Annotated in this window: 17 protein-coding genes; 7 read left to right on the top strand and 10 right to left on the bottom strand. The window is 54.6% G+C overall.

Going from position 1 to position 18393, the window contains the following annotated elements; translation table 11 throughout:
• The 7 genes from cdsA to rpsB form a co-directional block, all read right to left on the bottom strand.
• The gene (cdsA, locus tag M2422_RS10570) at positions 1–858 is read right to left on the bottom strand and encodes a phosphatidate cytidylyltransferase (protein ID WP_023310457.1); all 858 of its coding nucleotides are present in this window, start codon (positions 856–858) and stop codon (positions 1–3) included.
• Between the two features lie 12 nt (positions 859–870).
• Positions 871–1629, bottom strand: coding sequence for a (2E,6E)-farnesyl-diphosphate-specific ditrans,polycis-undecaprenyl-diphosphate synthase (ispU, locus tag M2422_RS10575; RefSeq protein ID WP_024907522.1), 759 nt, complete (start codon positions 1627–1629; stop codon positions 871–873).
• A 186-nt stretch (positions 1630–1815) separates the two neighbouring features.
• Positions 1816–3015 (bottom strand): 1-deoxy-D-xylulose-5-phosphate reductoisomerase, encoded by a 1200-nt coding sequence (gene ispC, locus M2422_RS10580; protein ID WP_064673255.1) that lies wholly within the window; start codon positions 3013–3015, stop codon positions 1816–1818.
• Between the two features lie 95 nt (positions 3016–3110).
• Complete coding sequence (gene frr / locus M2422_RS10585; RefSeq protein WP_003856180.1) at positions 3111–3668, bottom strand: ribosome recycling factor; 558 nt, start codon at positions 3666–3668, stop codon at positions 3111–3113.
• 167 nt (positions 3669–3835) lie between these two features.
• Positions 3836–4561, bottom strand: coding sequence for a UMP kinase (gene pyrH / locus M2422_RS10590; protein WP_008501910.1), 726 nt, complete (start codon positions 4559–4561; stop codon positions 3836–3838).
• A 150-nt stretch (positions 4562–4711) separates the two neighbouring features.
• Positions 4712–5563 carry a translation elongation factor Ts gene (gene tsf / locus M2422_RS10595; protein ID WP_014882627.1) on the bottom strand — a complete coding sequence of 284 codons (852 nt, stop codon included), beginning with the start codon at positions 5561–5563 and terminating at the stop codon, positions 4712–4714.
• 117 nt (positions 5564–5680) lie between these two features.
• Positions 5681–6406 (bottom strand): 30S ribosomal protein S2, encoded by a 726-nt coding sequence (rpsB, locus tag M2422_RS10600; protein ID WP_003856207.1) that lies wholly within the window; start codon positions 6404–6406, stop codon positions 5681–5683.
• Positions 6407–6727: 321 nt separating this feature from the next.
• Between rpsB and map the strand changes: the two genes are divergently transcribed.
• The 4 genes from map to M2422_RS10620 all read left to right on the top strand — a co-directional run bounded on the left by map (position 6728) and on the right by M2422_RS10620 (position 11616).
• A complete protein-coding gene (gene map / locus M2422_RS10605) occupies positions 6728–7522 on the top strand; it encodes a type I methionyl aminopeptidase (protein WP_064673254.1) in 795 nt (264 codons plus the stop codon).
• Positions 7523–7585: 63 nt separating this feature from the next.
• Positions 7586–10261, top strand: a complete 2676-nt coding sequence (glnD, locus tag M2422_RS10610; protein WP_048978987.1) for a bifunctional uridylyltransferase/uridylyl-removing protein GlnD — start codon at positions 7586–7588, stop codon at positions 10259–10261.
• Positions 10262–10293: 32 nt separating this feature from the next.
• Positions 10294–11118, top strand: a complete 825-nt coding sequence (gene dapD, locus M2422_RS10615) for a 2,3,4,5-tetrahydropyridine-2,6-dicarboxylate N-succinyltransferase (protein WP_008501915.1) — start codon at positions 10294–10296, stop codon at positions 11116–11118.
• A gap of 111 nt (positions 11119–11229) precedes the next feature.
• Entirely contained in the window at positions 11230–11616 is a 387-nt protein-coding gene (locus tag M2422_RS10620; RefSeq protein ID WP_014168696.1) for a DUF3461 family protein, read from the top strand.
• Between the two features lie 92 nt (positions 11617–11708).
• Here M2422_RS10620 and cdaR read toward each other — a convergent pair whose 3' ends face one another.
• From cdaR to dgt, 3 genes are all read right to left on the bottom strand, one after another.
• A complete protein-coding gene (gene cdaR, locus M2422_RS10625; protein WP_023310452.1) occupies positions 11709–12866 on the bottom strand; it encodes a DNA-binding transcriptional regulator CdaR in 1158 nt (385 codons plus the stop codon).
• A gap of 146 nt (positions 12867–13012) precedes the next feature.
• Positions 13013–14449: a serine endoprotease DegP gene (gene degP / locus M2422_RS10630; protein WP_024907518.1), complete on the bottom strand. Its 1437-nt coding sequence runs from the start codon at positions 14447–14449 to the stop codon at positions 13013–13015.
• Positions 14450–14580: 131 nt separating this feature from the next.
• Positions 14581–16095 (bottom strand): dGTPase, encoded by a 1515-nt coding sequence (gene dgt, locus M2422_RS10635; protein WP_064673253.1) that lies wholly within the window; start codon positions 16093–16095, stop codon positions 14581–14583.
• Between the two features lie 82 nt (positions 16096–16177).
• Between dgt and mtnN the strand changes: the two genes are divergently transcribed.
• The 3 genes from mtnN to M2422_RS10650 are packed head-to-tail and all read left to right on the top strand — an operon-like array spanning position 16178 to position 18320.
• The gene (gene mtnN / locus M2422_RS10640; RefSeq protein WP_014882620.1) at positions 16178–16876 is read left to right on the top strand and encodes a 5'-methylthioadenosine/S-adenosylhomocysteine nucleosidase; all 699 of its coding nucleotides are present in this window, start codon (positions 16178–16180) and stop codon (positions 16874–16876) included.
• Entirely contained in the window at positions 16869–17669 is an 801-nt protein-coding gene (btuF, locus tag M2422_RS10645; RefSeq protein WP_058840558.1) for a vitamin B12 ABC transporter substrate-binding protein BtuF, read from the top strand. Before mtnN ends, btuF begins: the two co-directional genes overlap by 8 nt.
• Before the next feature lie 27 nt (positions 17670–17696).
• Positions 17697–18320 (top strand): TRIC cation channel family protein, encoded by a 624-nt coding sequence (locus tag M2422_RS10650; protein WP_059311937.1) that lies wholly within the window; start codon positions 17697–17699, stop codon positions 18318–18320.
• The last annotated feature ends 73 nt before the right edge of the window (positions 18321–18393 follow it).

Raw genomic sequence — 18393 nt, forward strand, 5'->3', positions numbered from 1 at the left:
TTAAATCGTCCCGAATACCAGTAAAAGCAAACACGCAAACACTGGAACAGCCGCTGTCAGGCTATCAATGCGATCCAGTATACCGCCATGCCCTGGAATCAGGTGTCCGCTGTCCTTAATCCCTGCTTCACGCTTAAACATACTTTCGGTTAAATCACCGAGCACGGAGGCAAGCGCAGCAAAAATCGAGCACACCAGCAGTATTGACGGTGCCACTTCAAGATTCGCCCAGACGCCGTAGCCCCAGGAGATGATCGCTGCCGTAAACAGGCCGCCGATGAATCCTTGCCAGGTTTTGCCCGGAGAAACCTTCGGTGCCAGCTTATGTTTGCCAAACAGTTTACCAAACATATAGGCCCCGGAGTCAGCCCCCCAGACCAGAATCATCACATAAAGCAGCCAGATCGCACCGCTGTAGTGGTTTTCGTCGTAGTGCCAGGCTCGCAGCGCAACCATACCCCAGAAAAAAGGAATAATTGTGAGCAAGCCAAAAATCAGTCGCAGCACTTTTGAATTACGCCACAATGCCGCGGAACCCGGATAAAAAAGAACCAGCAACAGCGCGGCAACCCACCAGGCCAGCGATATCCACAAAGATCCGGCAACCAGGGGCTGATGAATATCATGGTGATATTCAGGCAACGTAAACAGCATTATGGCCAGGATAAAGCCACAAAGTACCGCAAGCCATACTCGCTGAGTGCGCGAGGTAAAGCCGCTAAACTGTCCCCATTCCCACGCGGCGAGCATGCACACCACCAGCGTGACAATAGCGAATCCCACCGGGGGCAGTAAAAACAGCGCCGCAATGACAATGGGTATTAATACAAAAGCGGAAATCAGGCGATACTTCAGCAAAAGCTACCCCCATCAGGCTTTGTCGCCACCAGGCTCGGTGCCGCCGAAACGACGCTCTCGATTGGCAAAGGCATGCAGCGCACCTTCAAAGTCTTGTTCATCAAAATCGGGCCAAAGAACATCCGTAAAGTAAAGTTCGGCATAGGCAATTTGCCATATCAAAAAGTTACTTATGCGATGTTCCCCCCCTGTCCTAATTACCAAATCCACAGGTGCCTGTTCATTCATGCAGATTTGCTTGCTCAGCGCCTCTTCATCAATTTGGTCGGGTCTCAACAGCCCTTCCTGAACCTGTTCGGCCAGATGCCGAACGCCCTGGATAATATCCCAGCGTCCGCCGTAATTCGCCGCAATATTCAACGTCAAACCGGTATTATTTTCCGTCAGCGCTTCAGCTTTGCGAATCCGTTCCTGCAAACGTGAGTTAAAACGACTGGTATCGCCAATGATACGCAGGCGGACGTTGTGGCGGTGCAGGCTTTTTACTTCGCTGTCTAGCGCCCACACAAACAATTCCATCAACGCAGTCACTTCCTGCAGAGGTCGATTCCAGTTTTCACTGCTAAAAGCATAGAGCGTTAACGCATCAATGCCGTTGTTGGCGGCAAAAGAAACGGCGCGACGAACGGATTTCGCCCCCGCTTTATGCCCAAAGGCTCGTATCTTCCCTTGTCTTTTCGCCCAGCGGCCATTGCCATCCATAATGATTGCTACATGACGGCAGCCATGAGCTGGCAAATTTTCGCTTATTGGTTGATTCGCAGACAACATAACGCGTTTTTTGTCCCTGAAAAGGATTTAACGGTACTCAGGAATACTGAAGCCTATACATAAAAAAGCCGTGTCAAACCACGGCTCACCTGACCACATTAAGTCAAATACCTGCGATCAGGTGGCGCAGACTATATCACTGAAGCCCAACGCTAACAAATAGCACGACGACTAGTGCTTGCTTTATCACCAGCTTGCGAGACGTGTCACCTGTTGGCGCGCAATATTACGCGCAGCTGCATCCACCGCCAGCACCTCTTCCACGCTTTGTGGTTCGCGCAAATCCATCATGTCCAGTACCGATAAATTAAGCGACGCGATATCGGTAAAACGAATTTGCTGATTCAGAAATGCCTCAACGGTAATTTCATTGGCTGCATTAAGTGCCGTCGTCGCCGCCTGCCCCTGGTCAAAGGCATTCATCGCAAGCTTCAGACAAGGATAGCGGTCGTAGTCTGGTTCACTGAACGTCAGGGAACTTAGCTTGCAGAAATCAAGCGGCTTCACGCCGGATTTCACTCGATTTGGCCACGCCATTGAATGGGCAATCGGCGTACGCATGTCCGGCTCGCCCAGCTGTGCCAGCACGCTGCCATCCTGATAACGCACCATCGAGTGAATCACCGATTGCGGGTGAATCAGTACTTCCATCTGTTTCGCTGACGCATTAAACAGCCAGCGCGCTTCAATGTATTCCAGACCTTTGTTCATCATGGTGGCAGAATCAACGGAGATTTTACGCCCCATCGACCAGTTCGGATGACGGCACGCCTGATCCGGTGTCATCGCACGCAGTTCAGAAAGTGGCGTTTCACGGAATGGGCCACCAGACCCGGTAAGTAGAATAGACACTACGCCATTCTGCTCCAGGTCAGCGTACCCCAGGTTCTGTTGAAAAGGTTGCGGTAAACTCTGAAAAATCGCGTTGTGTTCGCTGTCGACCGGCAGAAGACGCGCGCCGTGCTGCTTCACCGCATCCATAAACAGGCGTCCGCAAGTGACCAGCGACTCTTTATTGGCCAGCAAAACATCCTTACCGGCATCAATCGCAGCAAGCGTCGGCAGCAGCCCTGCCGCGCCGACAATGGCCGCCATGACCTGATCCACCTCATCCATCGCCGCCATCTCGCAGGCCGCCTGCTGGCCGCTCAGCACTTCGGTTCGACTGCCCTTTTCACGCAGCTGTGCTTTCAGCAGACGCGCGCTCTCTTCGTCATCCATCACCGCATAGCGGGGCGAAAACTCCAGGCACTGCTCGACCATTCGCTGCACATTCTTACCAGCCACCAGCGCTGTCACGGTGTAAAGTTCAGGATTATGGCGAACGACGTCGAGAGTGCTGCAACCGATAGAGCCGGTTGAGCCGAGGAGTGTTAAATGCTTCATGAGATGCCCGAAAAAAGTTAGACCAGATAAAAGCAAAACGCCGCCAGCAAGACCCGAAGTCCTTCTGAACGGCGTTTATCAGTGTACGACAGAAATCAGAACTGCATCAGTTCCGCTTCTTTTTCTGCCAGCGCCGCATCAATTTTCTTGATGGCCGCGTCGGTCATTTTCTGAATGTCGTCCTGAGAACGACGATCGTCATCTTCGCTGATCTCTTTTTCTTTCAGCAGTGCTTTCACTTTATCGTTCGCGTCGCGACGGACGTTACGCACGGATACACGACCCTGCTCAGCTTCGCCACGAACCACTTTGATAAGATCTTTACGACGTTCTTCCGTCAGCGGAGGCAGTGGAACGCGGATGTCTGCGCCCGCAGAGCTTGGGTTCAGTCCGAGGTCAGAGGCCATAATCGCTTTCTCAACGGCCGGGCTCATAGAGCGGTCGAAGACGTTGATTTTCAGCGTACGGGTATCTTCAACCGTCACGCTCGCCAGCTGGCGCAGAGGGGTTGGCGTACCGTAATATTCTACGATGATGCCATCCAGCAGGCTTGGGGAAGCACGGCCAGTACGGATTTTGCTGATTTGGTTTTTGAACGCTTCTACGCATTTGTCCATGCGTACTTCAGCATCTTTTCTGATGTCGTTAATCACGTTACGAATCCTTGAAAACTTGTCTCAGGCAGACTATCCGCCAGCACAGCGCTACAGGTGTGCTAAGTATAGTCGCGTTTAATTCATGACAACGCCAAAGGCGCGTCCGGGTAAGATACCACTACAAAATAAAGCGGAATCTTACCTGTATTTATCGTCAACGGAAATTATTCCGTGATCAAAGTGCCTTCTTTTTCGCCCATGACCACGCGACGCAGTGCGCCAGGCTTGTTCATGTTGAAGACACGGATCGGCAGTTTGTGGTCGCGAGCCAGCGTGAAGGCGGCAAGATCCATCACTTTCAGCTCTTTATCCAGCACTTCGCTGTAGCTCAGCTGATCGTACATGGTGGCAGAAGGATCTTTTGCCGGGTCGGCAGTAAACACGCCGTCTACTTTGGTCGCTTTCAGAACCACATCGGCTTCGATCTCGATACCGCGCAGGCAGGCAGCGGAATCGGTTGTAAAGAACGGGTTACCCGTACCGGCGGAGAGGATCACCACGCGGTTATTGCGCAGCAGGCTGATGGCTTCTGCCCAGCTGTAATTATCGCAAACGCCATTCAGCGGAATCGCGGACATCAGGCGGGCATTCACATAGGCGCGGTGCAGGGCATCACGCATTGCCAGGCCATTCATGACGGTTGCCAGCATACCCATGTGGTCGCCCACAACGCGGTTCATCCCCGCTTTCGCCAGACCAGCACCACGGAAAAGGTTGCCACCGCCAATGACCACGCCAACCTGGATACCCAGTTCGACCAGTTCTTTGATTTCCTGTGCCATGCGATCAAGGATGCTTGCGTCAATACCGAAGCCTTCCGATCCCTGCAGCGCTTCGCCACTCAGCTTAAGCAGAATGCGTTTGTACACGGGTTTTGCATTGGTAGCCATGTTTCTTTCCTGAGACTGTCAACGATTAAGATGGGGGTTAATTCTGGCGACATGATATGCCGCAAATCAGCACAGCGATACTGGAGCCTGTCTGATTTCCTGTGACGGGTGACAAAAAGAAGCCGCCCTCAGGCGGCTCCTTTTCAATCATTAAGACTGCTTGGACATTGCAGCAACTTCTGCTGCGAAGTCAGTCTCAACTTTCTCGATGCCTTCGCCCACTTCGAAGCGGATGAAGCCAGTTACGTCAGCGTTGTGCTCTTTCAGCAGCTGAGCAACAGACTTGCTTGGGTCCATTACGAATGGCTGGCCAGTCAGAGAAACTTCGCCGGTGAATTTCTTCATGCGGCCTTCAACCATTTTCTCTGCGATTTCTTTTGGCTTACCAGACTGCATCGCGATGTCCAGCTGAACCTGGTACTCTTTCTCTACCACTTCAGCAGACACGTCTTCTGGCTTAACGAATTCTGGTTTGCTTGCAGCGATGTGCATTGCCAGCTGTTTAACCAGCTCTTCGTCAGCGCCTTTAGCCGCAACCAGAACACCGATACGTGCACCGTGCTGGTAAGAGCCCAGAACGTCGCCTTCCAGAGAAGATACGCGACGGATGTTGATGTTCTCACCGATTTTAGCAACCAGCGCAACACGTTCTTCTTCGAACTGTGCTTTCAGAACTTCAACGTCAGTGATTTTACCCGCAACAGCTGCGTCCAGAACTTTGTTAGCAAATGCCTGGAAACCGCCATCTTTAGCAACGAAGTCAGTCTGGCAGTTAACTTCCAGAATGATGCCGTAGTTGCCGTCGATCTTAGTGATGATCACGCCGTCAGCAGCAACGTTGCCTGCTTTTTTAGCTGCTTTGATCGCACCGGATTTACGCATGTTTTCGATTGCCAGCTCGATGTCGCCGTTCGCTTCAGTCAGCGCTTTTTTGCAATCCATCATGCCTGCGCCAGTACGCTCGCGCAGCTCTTTTACCAGGGATGCGGTAATTTCAGCCATTCTTAAATCCTCGGGAGATGTGAACTGCCCGGCCGGGGGCCAAACAGTGTAAATTGAAAAAAGGGGCCGGTAATGGGCCCCTATTCATACACGGTACTAATAAGGGGTAAAACCTTATTATTCAGCTTCTACGAAGCTTTCTTCCGCCTGAGAAGCCAGATCCTGGGAACGGCCTTCACGAACGGTAGCAGCTACAGCGCTCAGGTACAGGCTAACAGCACGGATTGCGTCGTCGTTACCCGGGATAACGAAGTCAACACCGTCCGGATCGGAGTTGGTATCAACGATAGCGAATACCGGGATACCCAGGTTGTTAGCTTCTTTGATTGCGATGTGCTCGTGGTCTGCATCGATTACGAACAGCGCGTCTGGCAGGCCGCCCATATCTTTGATACCGCCCAGGCTGTTTTCCAGCTTGTCCAGTTCACGAGTGCGCATCAGCGCTTCTTTCTTAGTCAGCTTGTCGAAAGTACCGTCCTGAGACTGGGTTTCCAGATCTTTCAGGCGTTTGATGGACTGACGAACAGTTTTCCAGTTGGTCAGCATGCCGCCCAACCAGCGATGGTTCACGAAGAACTGGTCGCAGCTGTTAGCAGCATCTTTCACAGCTTCGCTTGCAGCGCGCTTAGTACCAACGAACAGAATCTTACCTTTACGGGAAGAGATCTTGTTCAGCTCAGCCAGGGCTTCGTTGAACATTGGTACAGTTTTCTCAAGGTTGATGATGTGAACTTTGTTACGCGCGCCGAAGATGAAAGGCTTCATTTTCGGGTTCCAGTAACGGGTCTGGTGACCAAAGTGAACACCAGCCTTGAGCATGTCGCGCATGGAAACAGTTGCCATGTTTAAAACCTCTATATTGAAAGTTGGGGTTATGCCTCCACGTATCCCATATTACCGACCCCGAAGGGCACCCCGGAATATGTGCCGATACGTGTGTGTTGTTACACAAAGTGAGATTTGTCGCTTCCGTCCAGCCTGTGTATCTGAGATGGATCGGAAGTCCGGCGCGCTTTATACCACAAAACACGACCAGAAACCAACAGTTGTTGGCGGAGTGTGCTGTTAATGATTCTCAATTTGGCACGGAGCGTGCCTGACTGATACCATTGACGACACTTAGACTAGTATTGTCGAAAAAATCGACACCGATGGACAGATTACATGGCTATCTCTATTAAGACACCTGAAGAAATTGAAAAGATGCGCATCGCCGGTCGTCTGGCCGCGGAAGTGCTGGAAATGATCGAGCCGTTCGTGAAGCCGGGCATCAGCACCGGTGAACTGGACCGTATCTGTAACGACTATATCGTGAACGAGCAGCACGCGGTTTCCGCCTGCCTCGGCTACCACGGTTTCCCGAAATCCGTCTGCATCTCCATTAATGAAGTGGTGTGTCACGGCATTCCGGATGACGAAAAACTGCTGAAAGATGGCGACATCGTCAACATCGACGTGACCGTCATTAAAGACGAGTACCACGGGGACACCTCAAAAATGTTCATCGTTGGCAAGCCGACCATCCTGGGCGAGCGCCTGTGCAAAGTCACCCAGGACAGCCTCTATCTGGCGCTGAAAATGGTTAAACCGGGTATTCGCCTGCGTACCATAGGTGCGGCAATCCAGAAGTTTGTGGAAGCAGAAGGTTTCTCCGTGGTGCGCGAGTACTGCGGTCACGGCATTGGTCGCGTCTTCCATGAAGAGCCGCAGGTCCTGCACTATGATGCAGATGACGGCGGCGTGGTGCTGCAAAAAGGCATGACCTTTACCATTGAGCCGATGGTCAACGCGGGTGACTACCGCATCCGTACCATGAAAGACGGCTGGACGGTGAAAACCAAAGACAGAAGCTTGTCTGCGCAGTACGAGCATACTATTGTGGTAACAGACAACGGCTGCGAAATTATGACGTTGCGCAAGGATGACACTATCCCGGCGATACTGACGCACGATGAATGATAAAAAAGCCGGCAAATGCCGGCTTTTTTAATGGCTATAGCTTTTTCTTATGGGTGGCACACGATGAGTAATCTTTTACCCGAACAGTATGCTAACACAGCACTTCCCACCCTCCCCGACCAGCCCGATAACCCGGGCGTCTGGCCGTCGCACGAGCTGACCTGCGCGCATATTAAAGCCCATATGGATGTTTTCCATCGCTGGCTGGGCAGCGCGTTTGACGCAGGCGTGTCGGCCGAGCAGCTCATTGAAGCGCGCACCGAATTTATCGACCAGCTGCTGCAGCGCCTGTGGATCGATTACGGGTTTGGGCAAATCAGTGATGTTGCGCTGGTTGCCGTCGGGGGCTATGGCCGCGGTGAGCTGCATCCGCTTTCCGATATCGATCTGCTGATCTTAAGCCGCAAAAAGCTGCCGGACGAACAGGCGCAAAAAATTGGCGAACTGCTGACGCTGCTCTGGGACGTAAAGCTGGAAGTCGGCCACAGCGTGCGTACCCTGGAAGAGTGTCTGCTGGAAGGGTTATCGGACCTGACCGTCGCCACCAACCTGATTGAAACCCGCCTGCTGATTGGTGACGTCGCCCTGTTCCTGGAGCTGCAAAAACACATCTTCAGCGACGGCTTCTGGCCGTCAGAAAAGTTCTTCGCCGCGAAGGTCGAGGAGCAAAATCAGCGCCACCAGCGCTACCACGGCACCAGCTATAATCTTGAACCCGATATTAAAAGCAGCCCCGGCGGCCTGCGCGACATCCACACCCTGCAGTGGGTCGCCCGCCGCCATTTTGGCGCCACTTCAATGGACGAGATGGTCGGCTTCGGCTTTTTAACCGAGGCCGAGCGTAACGAGCTGAACGAGTGCCTGCACCTGCTGTGGCGCATCCGGTTTGCCCTGCATCTGGAAGTCACCCGCTACGATAACCGCCTGCTGTTTGACCGCCAGCTCAGCGTGGCTCAGCGTCTGAATTATCAGGGCGAAGGCAACGAGCCGGTTGAGCACATGATGAAGGATTTCTTCCGCGTCACCCGCCGGGTGAGCGAGCTGAACCAGATGCTGTTGCAGCTGTTCGACGAGGCCATTCTGGCCCTGACGGCGGACGAAAAACCGCGCCCGATTGATGACGAATTCCAGCTGCGCGGCACGCTTATCGACCTGCGCGACGAAACGCTGTTCATCCGCGAGCCGGAAGCGATTCTGCGGATGTTCTATACCATGGTGCGCAACAGCACCATCACCGGGATCTACTCCACCACTCTGCGCCATCTGCGCCATGCGCGCCGTCATCTGACGCAGCCGCTGTGCTATATCCCGGAAGCGCGTTCGCTGTTCCTGAGCATGCTCCGCCACCCGGGCGCCGTCAGCCGCGGCCTGCTGCCGATGCACCGCCACAGCGTGCTGTGGGCCTATATGCCGCAGTGGTCGCACATTGTCGGGCAAATGCAGTTCGATCTGTTCCACGCCTACACGGTGGATGAACACACGATCCGCGTGATGCTAAAGCTGGAAAGCTTTGCGAGAGAAGAGACGCGCTCCCGCCACCCGCTCTGCGTCGAACTGTGGCCGCGCCTGACCCATCCGGAACTGATCCTGATTGCCGCCCTGTTCCACGATATCGCCAAAGGTCGCGGCGGTGACCATTCGGTGCTGGGCGCGCAGGACGTGCTGAAATTTGCCGAACTGCACGGCCTGAACTCGCGTGAAACGCAGCTGGTGGCCTGGCTGGTGCGCCATCACCTGCTGATGTCGGTCACCGCGCAGCGTCGTGACATTCAGGATCCGGAAGTGATCAAGCAGTTCGCTGAAGAGGTTCAGACGGAAAACCGTCTGCGCTATCTGGTCTGCCTGACGGTGGCCGATATCTGCGCCACCAACGAGACCCTGTGGAACAGCTGGAAGCAGAGCCTGCTGCGCGAGCTGTACTTCGCCACCGAAAAACAGCTGCGTCGCGGGATGCAAAACACCCCGGACATGCGCGAGCGCGTGCGTCATCACCAGCTGCAGGCGCTGGCGCTGCTGCGGATGGATAATATTGATGAAGAGGCACTGCATCAGATTTGGGCCCGCTGCCGCGCCAACTATTTTGTCCGCCATAGCCCAAACCAGCTTGCGTGGCACGCGCGGCATCTGCTCAAGCACGATCTGTCCCAGCCGATGATCCTGCTGAGCCCGCAGGCCACCCGCGGCGGGACGGAGATTTTTATCTGGAGCCCGGACCGACCTTATCTGTTTGCTGCGGTCTGCGCCGAGCTGGACAGGCGTAACCTGAGCGTTCACGACGCGCAGATTTTCACCACCCGCGACGGCATGGCGATGGACACCTTTATCGTGCTTGAGCCGGACGGCAGCCCGCTCTCGTCGGACAGGCATGAAGGGATACGTTTTGGTCTGGAACAGGCGATTACCCAGCGCAGCTGGCAGCCCCCGCAGCCGCGTCGCCAGCCGGCGAAATTGCGCCACTTTACCGTCGATACCGAGGTCAATTTCCTGCCGACCCACACCGACCGTAAATCGTTCCTGGAGCTGATCGCGCTCGACCAGCCAGGGCTGCTTGCCCGCGTCGGCCAGGTTTTTGCCGATCTGGGAATTTCGCTCCACGGCGCCCGAATTACAACGATTGGCGAGCGAGTAGAAGATTTATTTATAATCGCAACAGCGGACCGGCGTGCCCTTAATAATGACCTGCAGCTTGAAGTGCAACAACGGTTGACAGCAGCCCTCAATCCAAACGATAAAGGGTGATATGTTTTTTAGTGAAATGGAAAGAGTAAACAATGCAGCAGTTACAGAACGTTATTGAGTCCGCTTTTGAGCGTCGCGCCGAGATTACCCCGGCAAATGTGGATACCGTGACCCGTGAAGCGGTAAACCAGGTGATTTCCCTTCTGGATTCCGGCGCGCTGCGCGTGGCAGAAAAAATCGACGGTCAGTGGGTCACTCATCAATGGCTGAAGAAAGCCGTGCTGCTCTCTTTCCGTATCAACGATAACCAGGTTATCGACGGAGCAGAAAGCCGCTACTTCGATAAAGTGCCAATGAAATTCGCTGACTACGACGAAGCGCGTTTCCAGAAAGAAGGCTTCCGCGTGGTACCGCCTGCGGCGGTTCGTCAGGGCGCGTTTATCGCACGCAACACCGTGCTGATGCCATCCTACGTGAACATCGGTGCCTACGTTGACGAAGGCACCATGGTTGATACCTGGGCGACCGTCGGTTCCTGCGCGCAAATCGGTAAAAACGTTCACCTTTCCGGCGGCGTGGGCATCGGTGGTGTTCTGGAGCCACTGCAGGCTAACCCGACCATCATCGAAGACAACTGCTTCATCGGCGCGCGTTCTGAAGTGGTTGAAGGCGTGATCGTTGAAGAAGGCTCCGTGATCTCCATGGGCGTTTACATCGGTCAGAGCACCCGTATTTACGACCGTGAAACCGGTGAAGTTCACTACGGTCGCGTTCCGGCGGGCTCCGTGGTGGTTTCCGGCAACCTGCCGTCAAAAGATGGCAAATACAGCCTGTACTGTGCGGTTATCGTGAAGAAAGTGGATGCGAAAACGCGCGGTAAAGTGGGCATCAACGAATTGCTGCGCACCATCGATTAATCGGGTATAACAAAAAGCGGGGGCAACCCCGCTTTTTTTATATCTGAGGGTGGCGAAAATAGATTTTTTCGTTAATTATTCAAAGGTTATGTTGAGATCAAGGGTACCGCTATGTACGATAATCTGAAAAGTCTGGGCATTACCAATCCTGATGAAATTGATCGTTACAGCCTCCGTCAGGAAGCCAATAACGATATTCTGAAAATCTATTTTCACAAGGACAAAGGAGAGTTTTTCGCCAAAAGCGTGAAGTTTAAATATCCACGCCAGCGTAAGACCGTTGTGGCTGACGGTGTAGGACAGGGCTACAAAGAAGTACAGGAAATCAGCCCTAACCTGCGCTATGTGATCGATGAACTCGATCAGATCTGCCAGCGCGACCGCACCGAAGTCGATCTCAAGCGTAAGATCCTTGACGATCTGCGTCACCTTGAAAGCGTTGTAACAAATAAGATCAGCGAGATTGAAGCGGATCTTGAGAAATTAACGCGGAAATAAAAGCAAAACGGCAATCTTTGATTGCCGTTTTTAGTGTTTGCGCCCTCTCCCAGTGGGAGAGGGATGGGGTGAGGGCACCAGACCGCACTCAGTCATCTCTGTTCGTCCAGCTGCAGCGCCACATACAGCAGCAGCCTGTCGTCAAAGTTTCCCAGATCCAGACCCGTCAGCTCTGAAATCCGGTTTAACCGATACTCAAGCGTATTGCGGTGAATAAACAGCGCCTTCGAGGTCGCCAGCGGCTGCACGTTATGGCGGAACCACGCCTGCAGCGTCCGGCGCAGCAGGCCATTGTTGTCCATGGCTTTCAGACGCGCTAATGGCCGCGCCAGCTCATTGGCCTGCCAGCCCCCGCGCAGGCTGTCGAGCAGCACCGGCAGCATCAGATCCTGATAGAAATAGCTGCGGCTCTCCGGCATCCGCTGCTTGCCCACCATCATGGTGGTGCGCGCGGTACGCCAGGAGCGGGCGATACTGCCCGGCCCGGTAAAGTAGTTGCCCAGCGCAACGCGAAAACGCAGCTGGCCGTTCTCCTCCATCCGGGAGATCAGCTGCTCCACGCGACGACGATGATCGTCGGCATCCCAGCGGCCGAACGCATTGAGCGCCGGTTTGAGGACCACCATTTCCGTCAGAGAAACGATCGCCACCAGGTTATCGCGCTCCGGCGTCGCCAGCGCATTTTGCAGCTGCTGCAGCTCGGCCATCGCGCTGTCCACGCCAAGCTGGCCGCTATCGACCTCAATGACCGCCACCACGCGCGGCTGGTTTAAATCGATCCCCAGACGCTGCGCCCATTCGCTGAGCGCAGGCGTATGCTCTTCCGCCTGAATAAGGTTCATTACCAGCTCTTCACGCAGGCGGCTGTCCTGAGCGAGCAGGTGCATCAGGCGCGACTGCTCCAGCATCATCTCTGCCGTCATACAGACCAGCTCACCGTATTTTCGCAGTGACTCGGGCTCGCCGGTGAGGCCGATTACCCCCACAATTTCGCCTTCAAGACGCAGCGGTAAATTGATGCCCTGACGTACGCCGTGCAGGTGTTTCGCTACCGCATCGTCGATATCCACGACCCGCCCCTGAGAAAGCACCAGCAGCGCACCTTCGTGCAATTCCCCAATACGCTCGCGATCGCCGCTGCCAATAATGCGCCCGCGGGCATCCATTACGTTGATATTGGTATCAATAATGCGCATGGTGCGCGCCACGATATCCTGCGCCATTTTGGTATCAAGATGCCAGCCAGCCATGTAACCCTCCCGTGAGCAGAGCTCAAGCATAGGGAAGTTCAGCGACGGCTGCATTGTGCGAATGCACAAAGAGAGAGGAAGAAGTATGGAGTTGTGGCAAGAATCACAGAAACGAGAAAGCCCCCGCGAACAGGGGCTTCAGAGGATTACTGCATCAGCAGATAAAGAGAGGTATCACCACGCTGGATATTCAGCGCCAGCACGGAAGGCTTGCTGTCGAGAATTTTGCGCAGTTCAGCGATGTTTTTCACAGGCTGCTGGTTAGCACCCATGATCACATCGCCTTTTTTCAGGCCGATACGGGCTGCCGGTGAATTCGCTTTCACGTTGTTCACCACCACGCCTTTGTCTGCGCCTTTATTGCTCATCTCGGCACCTTCAATACCGCTGAAGATGGTGCTGGAATCCACCTGATTCTGGCTGCTCTGCTGCAGCTCCAGGCTCACGTTAACCGGCTTACCGTCGCGCAGCAGGCCGAGGGTCACTTTACTGCCAATCGGCATCGAGCCCACTTCGGCACGCAGGGCGGCAAAGCTGCTGATCGGTTTACCGTTCAGGGAGGTGATTACATCCCCCGCTTTAATGCCCGCTTTCGCCGCAGAAGAATTCGGCATCACCTGGCTGACGAATGCCCCGCGCTGAGCGTCAACTTTCATCGCCTTAGCCAGTTCGGAGTTCAGCTCCGTACCGAGGATACCCAGCTCGCCGCGTTTCACCTGGCCATACTGCACCATCTGCGCGGTCAGGTTTTTCACCATGTTACTTGGGATAGCAAAACCGATCCCGATGTTGCCGCCGTCCGGTGCCAGGATAGCGGTGTTGATACCGATCAGCTCACCGTTCAGGTTCACCAGCGCACCGCCGGAGTTACCGCGGTTGATCGCCGCATCCGTCTGGATGAAGTTTTCGTAGTTCTCAGCGTTGAGGCCGCTACGGCCCAGCGCTGAGACGATACCGGATGTCACGGTTTCACCCAGACCGAACGGGTTACCGATCGCCACGGTATAGTCGCCCACGCGCAGCGCATCGGAGTCGGCAATTTTAATCGCCGTCAGGTTTTTCGGATCCTGAATCTGGATCAGCGCAATGTCGGAGCGCGGGTCTTTACCCACTACTTTGGCGTCGAACTTACGGCCATCGCTCAGCTGAACCTTAATGCTGTTCGCGTTATCGACAACGTGGTTGTTAGTGACGACGTAGCCTTTCGCCGCATCAATAATTACCCCCGAGCCAAGCGCCATGAATTTCTGCTGCTGGCCGCCGCCCTGGCTGTCATCCCCGGCACCGCCGCCCTGACAGAACGGAGAGCTCTGGAATGGCGAACCGTCCTGGCAGAACGGCGAGTTGTCGCCGAAGAACTGCTGGAAGTTACGCGGCATACGCGGCGTATTGACGGTGGTGCTGCCCTCAACGTTAATACTCACCACCGATGGCATCACTTTTTCGAGCATCGGTGCCAGGCTTGGCATCTGCTGCGCGGTTGCTGCCGACGACGCGGTCTCGGCTGCAGTAGCAGTCAGAGGAGACAGCGCTAAACCTAAACTCAGAGCCAGTGCACTCATTGCTAATGTGGTTTTTTTCATGTTTCTCAATCTCGATTTACAGGTAACGCAAAATTGCTGTGTAACTCAGATTCATTTTATACCGCTTAGTTCCGGCGATAAGTTTATGGGAAAGGTAAAAATTTATTGGCCGTCTTTACAAAACTCCGGAATTATTCCACCGCCATGAGCTTGCGGTATTCATCCCAGGCATACAAATCCGTCATGCCGCTGATATAGTCCTGGATAAGACGGCAGCGATAATAATATTCCATCACCGGCCATTGGGGAGAGTTGCGTTCCAGCTTACCAATCGCTTCGACATACGCCAGACGATGCCGGGTAGAAAGTTTCTGATAAAGCCGCGATTCGATGGGTATTCTGCGCACGCGCTCGTGTTCCACCAGTTCGCTGAATTCATCGACCGACAGCTGAAGCAACGGGGAATAAATTTCCATTAACCCACTGATTACCCGATAGCCCTGCAGCTCTAGCTGCTCGACATCCGGATGGCTGAATACATGCCGCATCGCCACATGTTTATAAAGCTCAAGGAGTTGACTGAAACTGCTGTCATCTTCCAGCAGCGCGTGGTTGAATTCCCCGCTGAAAATGAGCGGCAAATTATCAATAAAACGCGACGCCGCATACGGCACCAGCTTATTTAATGTATTGACCCGCAAATACATAAAGAACTGGTCTTCCGTACTGCGGCTTAATGTATTTGAGCGCGATTTTTCCCAGGCATTTTCGACAACCTGCGCAAACAGCGAACCTTTTTCATGGGTACCCCAGGACGCATAAAGATGTTGATAAAGCTCCTCGACGCTGAAGATTCTTTTCTCCACGGCATCTTCCAGATCGGCCACGCAATAGGAAATATCATCGGCGGCTTCCATAATCCACGTCAATGGAAAGCGGCCGTTTGGCGTCAATGAAAGTTCTTTACGTAACCGTTCAATATAGGCCTCTTCGGAAAGGTAATAGCCCGGTTTTTTCATTAAATAGCTGTGGGACGGGGGCGTATCCCCCATCCACCACGCGGGACGCGTATATTTCAGAATGCAGCCGACCTGTGCCCAGGTCAGGTTCATGCGCATCAGGGAATGGACCAGCCGGATCCCCTGCGCGTTGCCCTCGAAGTGACACAAATCCTGGCGCACTTTGCGGCGCAGATCGTTCAGCCCCTCTTCACCTTCACGCAGGCGTAAATCGCGTACGATGCAGCGGTCATCGCTGAGGGGCTGGCTTACCGCATCCGAAGGATAAAGCCGCTGCTTAAACCAGTCATTGATAGCCGCCTCACCAAAGTGGCCGAAAGGCGGGTTGCCGATGTCATGCATCAGGCAGGCCATCTCAACGATGCTCTCGAAGGGCCCCGTCAGCTCGTCCAGACCATAGGTTTCCAGTAAACGCTGCTCTTTGAGACGGCTCAAAATCTCTTTGGCAATATAGCGCCCGACCTGCTGCACTTCCATCGAGTGGGTTAAGCGCGTGCGCACCGCGGCGTTACGCTCCAGCGGGAACACCTGAGTTTTTTGCTGCAGACGGCGGATGGCAGGCGAGTTAACGATCCGCCCGCGATCGCTTTCGAAGATACGCAGGATCTCATGTTCGCTCTTGTCGCCCTGCGGCGAACGGAAACGTCGGTGCCAGTTTATTTTGGTGCGAAAATCGATTGGTGACATGTGCTCCCCCGCGTGAGAATGCGTTTCCCCTTAACCGCATGATAGACTATGCATCTTAACAAGGCACATCGCGAGTAAATCTATGAAAATCGGCATTATTGGTGCAATGGAAGAAGAAGTTACGCTGCTGCGTGACAAAATTGAGAACCGTCAGACCCTCTCTCTGGGAGGTTGTGAGATCTATACCGGCCAGCTGAACGGCGTTGACGTGGCTCTGCTGAAATCAGGCATCGGTAAAGTGGCTGCTGCGCTGGGTGCAACCCTGCTGCTTGAGCGCTGCAAGCCGGACGTGATCGTGAATACCGGCTCTGCGGGTGGCCTGGCGCCGACGCTGAAAGTGGGCGATATCGTTGTTTCCGACGAAGCGCGTTACCACGATGCCGACGTCACCGCGTTCGGTTACGAGTACGGCCAGCTCCCGGGCTGCCCTGCTGGTTTTAAAGCTGACGACAAACTGATTGCGGCGGCAGAGACCTGCATCGCAGAACTCAACCTCAACGCGGTACGCGGTCTGATTGTCAGCGGTGATGCCTTTATCAACGGCTCCGTTGGGCTGGCGAAAATCCGTCATAACTTCCCTCAGGCGGTTGCCGTTGAGATGGAAGCGACCGCGATCGCTCACGTTTGCCATAACTTCAGCGTACCCTTCGTGGTGGTTCGCGCCATCTCTGACGTGGCAGACCAGCAGTCCCACATCAGCTTCGACGAGTTCCTGACCGTTGCGGCAAAACAGTCCACCGTGATGGTGGAGCGCCTGGTGCAGAATCTGGCACGTGGCTAAACATACTGTCAGGGCGCTGGCCGCCCTGCTTCTTCTCGCACCGCTGTGGCTCTATGCGTTACCGCGCGTGATTACCCTCTCTCCCGCAAATACGGAACTGGCGTTTGCCGCCGGAATCACGCCCGTTGGCGTGAGTAGCTTTTCGGATTACCCACCGCAAGCCGCGGGTATTGAACAGGTGGCAACCTGGCAGGGGATGAACCTTGAGCGCATCGTGGCGCTTAAACCGGATCTCGTGCTGGCCTGGCGCGGCGGCAACGCCGAGCGGCAGGTCAACCAGCTCACCTCGCTTGGCATAAAGGTCATGTGGATTGATGCCGTCAGCATTGAGCAGGTCGCTCAGGCGCTACGCGCCCTGGCACCCTACAGCCCTACGCCCAAAAAAGCCGAGTCTGCGGCGAAACAGATGCTGAGCGACTATGCCGCGCTGAAATCCCGATACGATACCCCTGTTAAAAAGCGCATCTTCCTGCAGTTTGGCAGCCAGCCGCTGTTCACCACCGGAAAAGGGTCGATTCAGAACCAGGTGCTGGAAGTCTGCGGCGGTGAAAATATCTTTGCTGCCAGCCGGGTACCGTGGCCTCAGGTGAGCCGCGAACAGGTGCTGGCGCGCCAGCCGCAGGCCATCGTCGTGGTCGGAAATGCGAGCGAGATTCCTAAAATTGAACAATTCTGGCAAAAGCAGCTAAAAATTCCGGTGATCCCGCTCAACAGCGACTGGTTTGAACGCGCCAGCCCGCGTATTATCCTCGCCGCAAAACAGCTCTGTGCCGCGCTGGCAGAGAGTCACTAACATAAGACCCTTTTCGAGGATTTAACGATGCTCGTTTATTGGCTGGATATTCTTGGCACAGCCGTTTTTGCTATCTCCGGCGTTCTGCTCGCCGGAAAACTACGCATGGATCCGTTTGGCGTGCTGGTGCTGGGCGTCGTGACCGCCGTCGGCGGTGGGACTATCCGCGATATGGCGCTGGCAAATGGCCCGGTGTTTTGGGTGAAAGATCCTACCGATCTGGTGGTCGCGATGGTCACCTGCCTGTTGACCATTGTGCTGGTTCGCCAGCCCCGCCGCTTACCCAAGTGGATATTGCCGGTACTGGATGCCGTGGGTCTGGCCGTGTTTGTCGGTATTGGCGTCAATAAGGCGTTTAATGCCGGTACCGGCCCGATGGTGGCAATCTGCATGGGCGTATTAACCGGCGTGGGCGGTGGGATCATACGCGACATTCTGGCGCGTGAAGTGCCGATGATCCTGCGTACTGAAATTTACGCGACGGCCTGCATTGTGGGCGGGATTGTTCACGCTACCGCGTACTACACCTTTGCCCTCCCGCTGGAAAATGCCGCGATGCTGGGGATGCTCGTGACGCTGGTGATACGCTTAGCGGCGATACGCTGGCACCTTAAGCTGCCGACGTTTGCGCTGGATGATAATGGCAGGTAAAAGCAAAACGGTAACCGCAAGGTTACCGTTTTTAGTCTTTTCTCCCTCTCCCTGTGGGAGAGGGACGGAGTAA

The organism is Enterobacter sp. SLBN-59 (genome assembly GCF_024807915.1).
GTDB lineage: Bacteria > Pseudomonadota > Gammaproteobacteria > Enterobacterales > Enterobacteriaceae > Enterobacter > Enterobacter asburiae_B.

Bases quoted from the DNA above. Each gene is read 5' to 3' on its own strand.
- ispU (WP_024907522.1), bottom strand. From the start codon at position 1,629: ATGTTGTCTGCGAATCAACCAATAAGCGAAAATTTGCCAGCTCATGGC.
- ispC (WP_064673255.1), bottom strand. From the start codon at position 3,015: ATGAAGCATTTAACACTCCTCGGCTCAACCGGCTCTATCGGTTGCAGC.
- pyrH (WP_008501910.1), bottom strand. From the start codon at position 4,561: ATGGCTACCAATGCAAAACCCGTGTACAAACGCATTCTGCTTAAGCTG.
- tsf (WP_014882627.1), bottom strand. From the start codon at position 5,563: ATGGCTGAAATTACCGCATCCCTGGTAAAAGAGCTGCGCGAGCGTACT.
- rpsB (WP_003856207.1), bottom strand. From the start codon at position 6,406: ATGGCAACTGTTTCCATGCGCGACATGCTCAAGGCTGGTGTTCACTTT.
- map (WP_064673254.1), top strand. From the start codon at position 6,728: ATGGCTATCTCTATTAAGACACCTGAAGAAATTGAAAAGATGCGCATC.
- glnD (WP_048978987.1), top strand. From the start codon at position 7,586: ATGAGTAATCTTTTACCCGAACAGTATGCTAACACAGCACTTCCCACC.
- dapD (WP_008501915.1), top strand. From the start codon at position 10,294: ATGCAGCAGTTACAGAACGTTATTGAGTCCGCTTTTGAGCGTCGCGCC.
- M2422_RS10620 (WP_014168696.1), top strand. From the start codon at position 11,230: ATGTACGATAATCTGAAAAGTCTGGGCATTACCAATCCTGATGAAATT.
- cdaR (WP_023310452.1), bottom strand. From the start codon at position 12,866: ATGGCTGGCTGGCATCTTGATACCAAAATGGCGCAGGATATCGTGGCG.
- degP (WP_024907518.1), bottom strand. From the start codon at position 14,449: ATGAAAAAAACCACATTAGCAATGAGTGCACTGGCTCTGAGTTTAGGT.
- dgt (WP_064673253.1), bottom strand. From the start codon at position 16,095: ATGTCACCAATCGATTTTCGCACCAAAATAAACTGGCACCGACGTTTC.
- mtnN (WP_014882620.1), top strand. From the start codon at position 16,178: ATGAAAATCGGCATTATTGGTGCAATGGAAGAAGAAGTTACGCTGCTG.
- M2422_RS10650 (WP_059311937.1), top strand. From the start codon at position 17,697: ATGCTCGTTTATTGGCTGGATATTCTTGGCACAGCCGTTTTTGCTATC.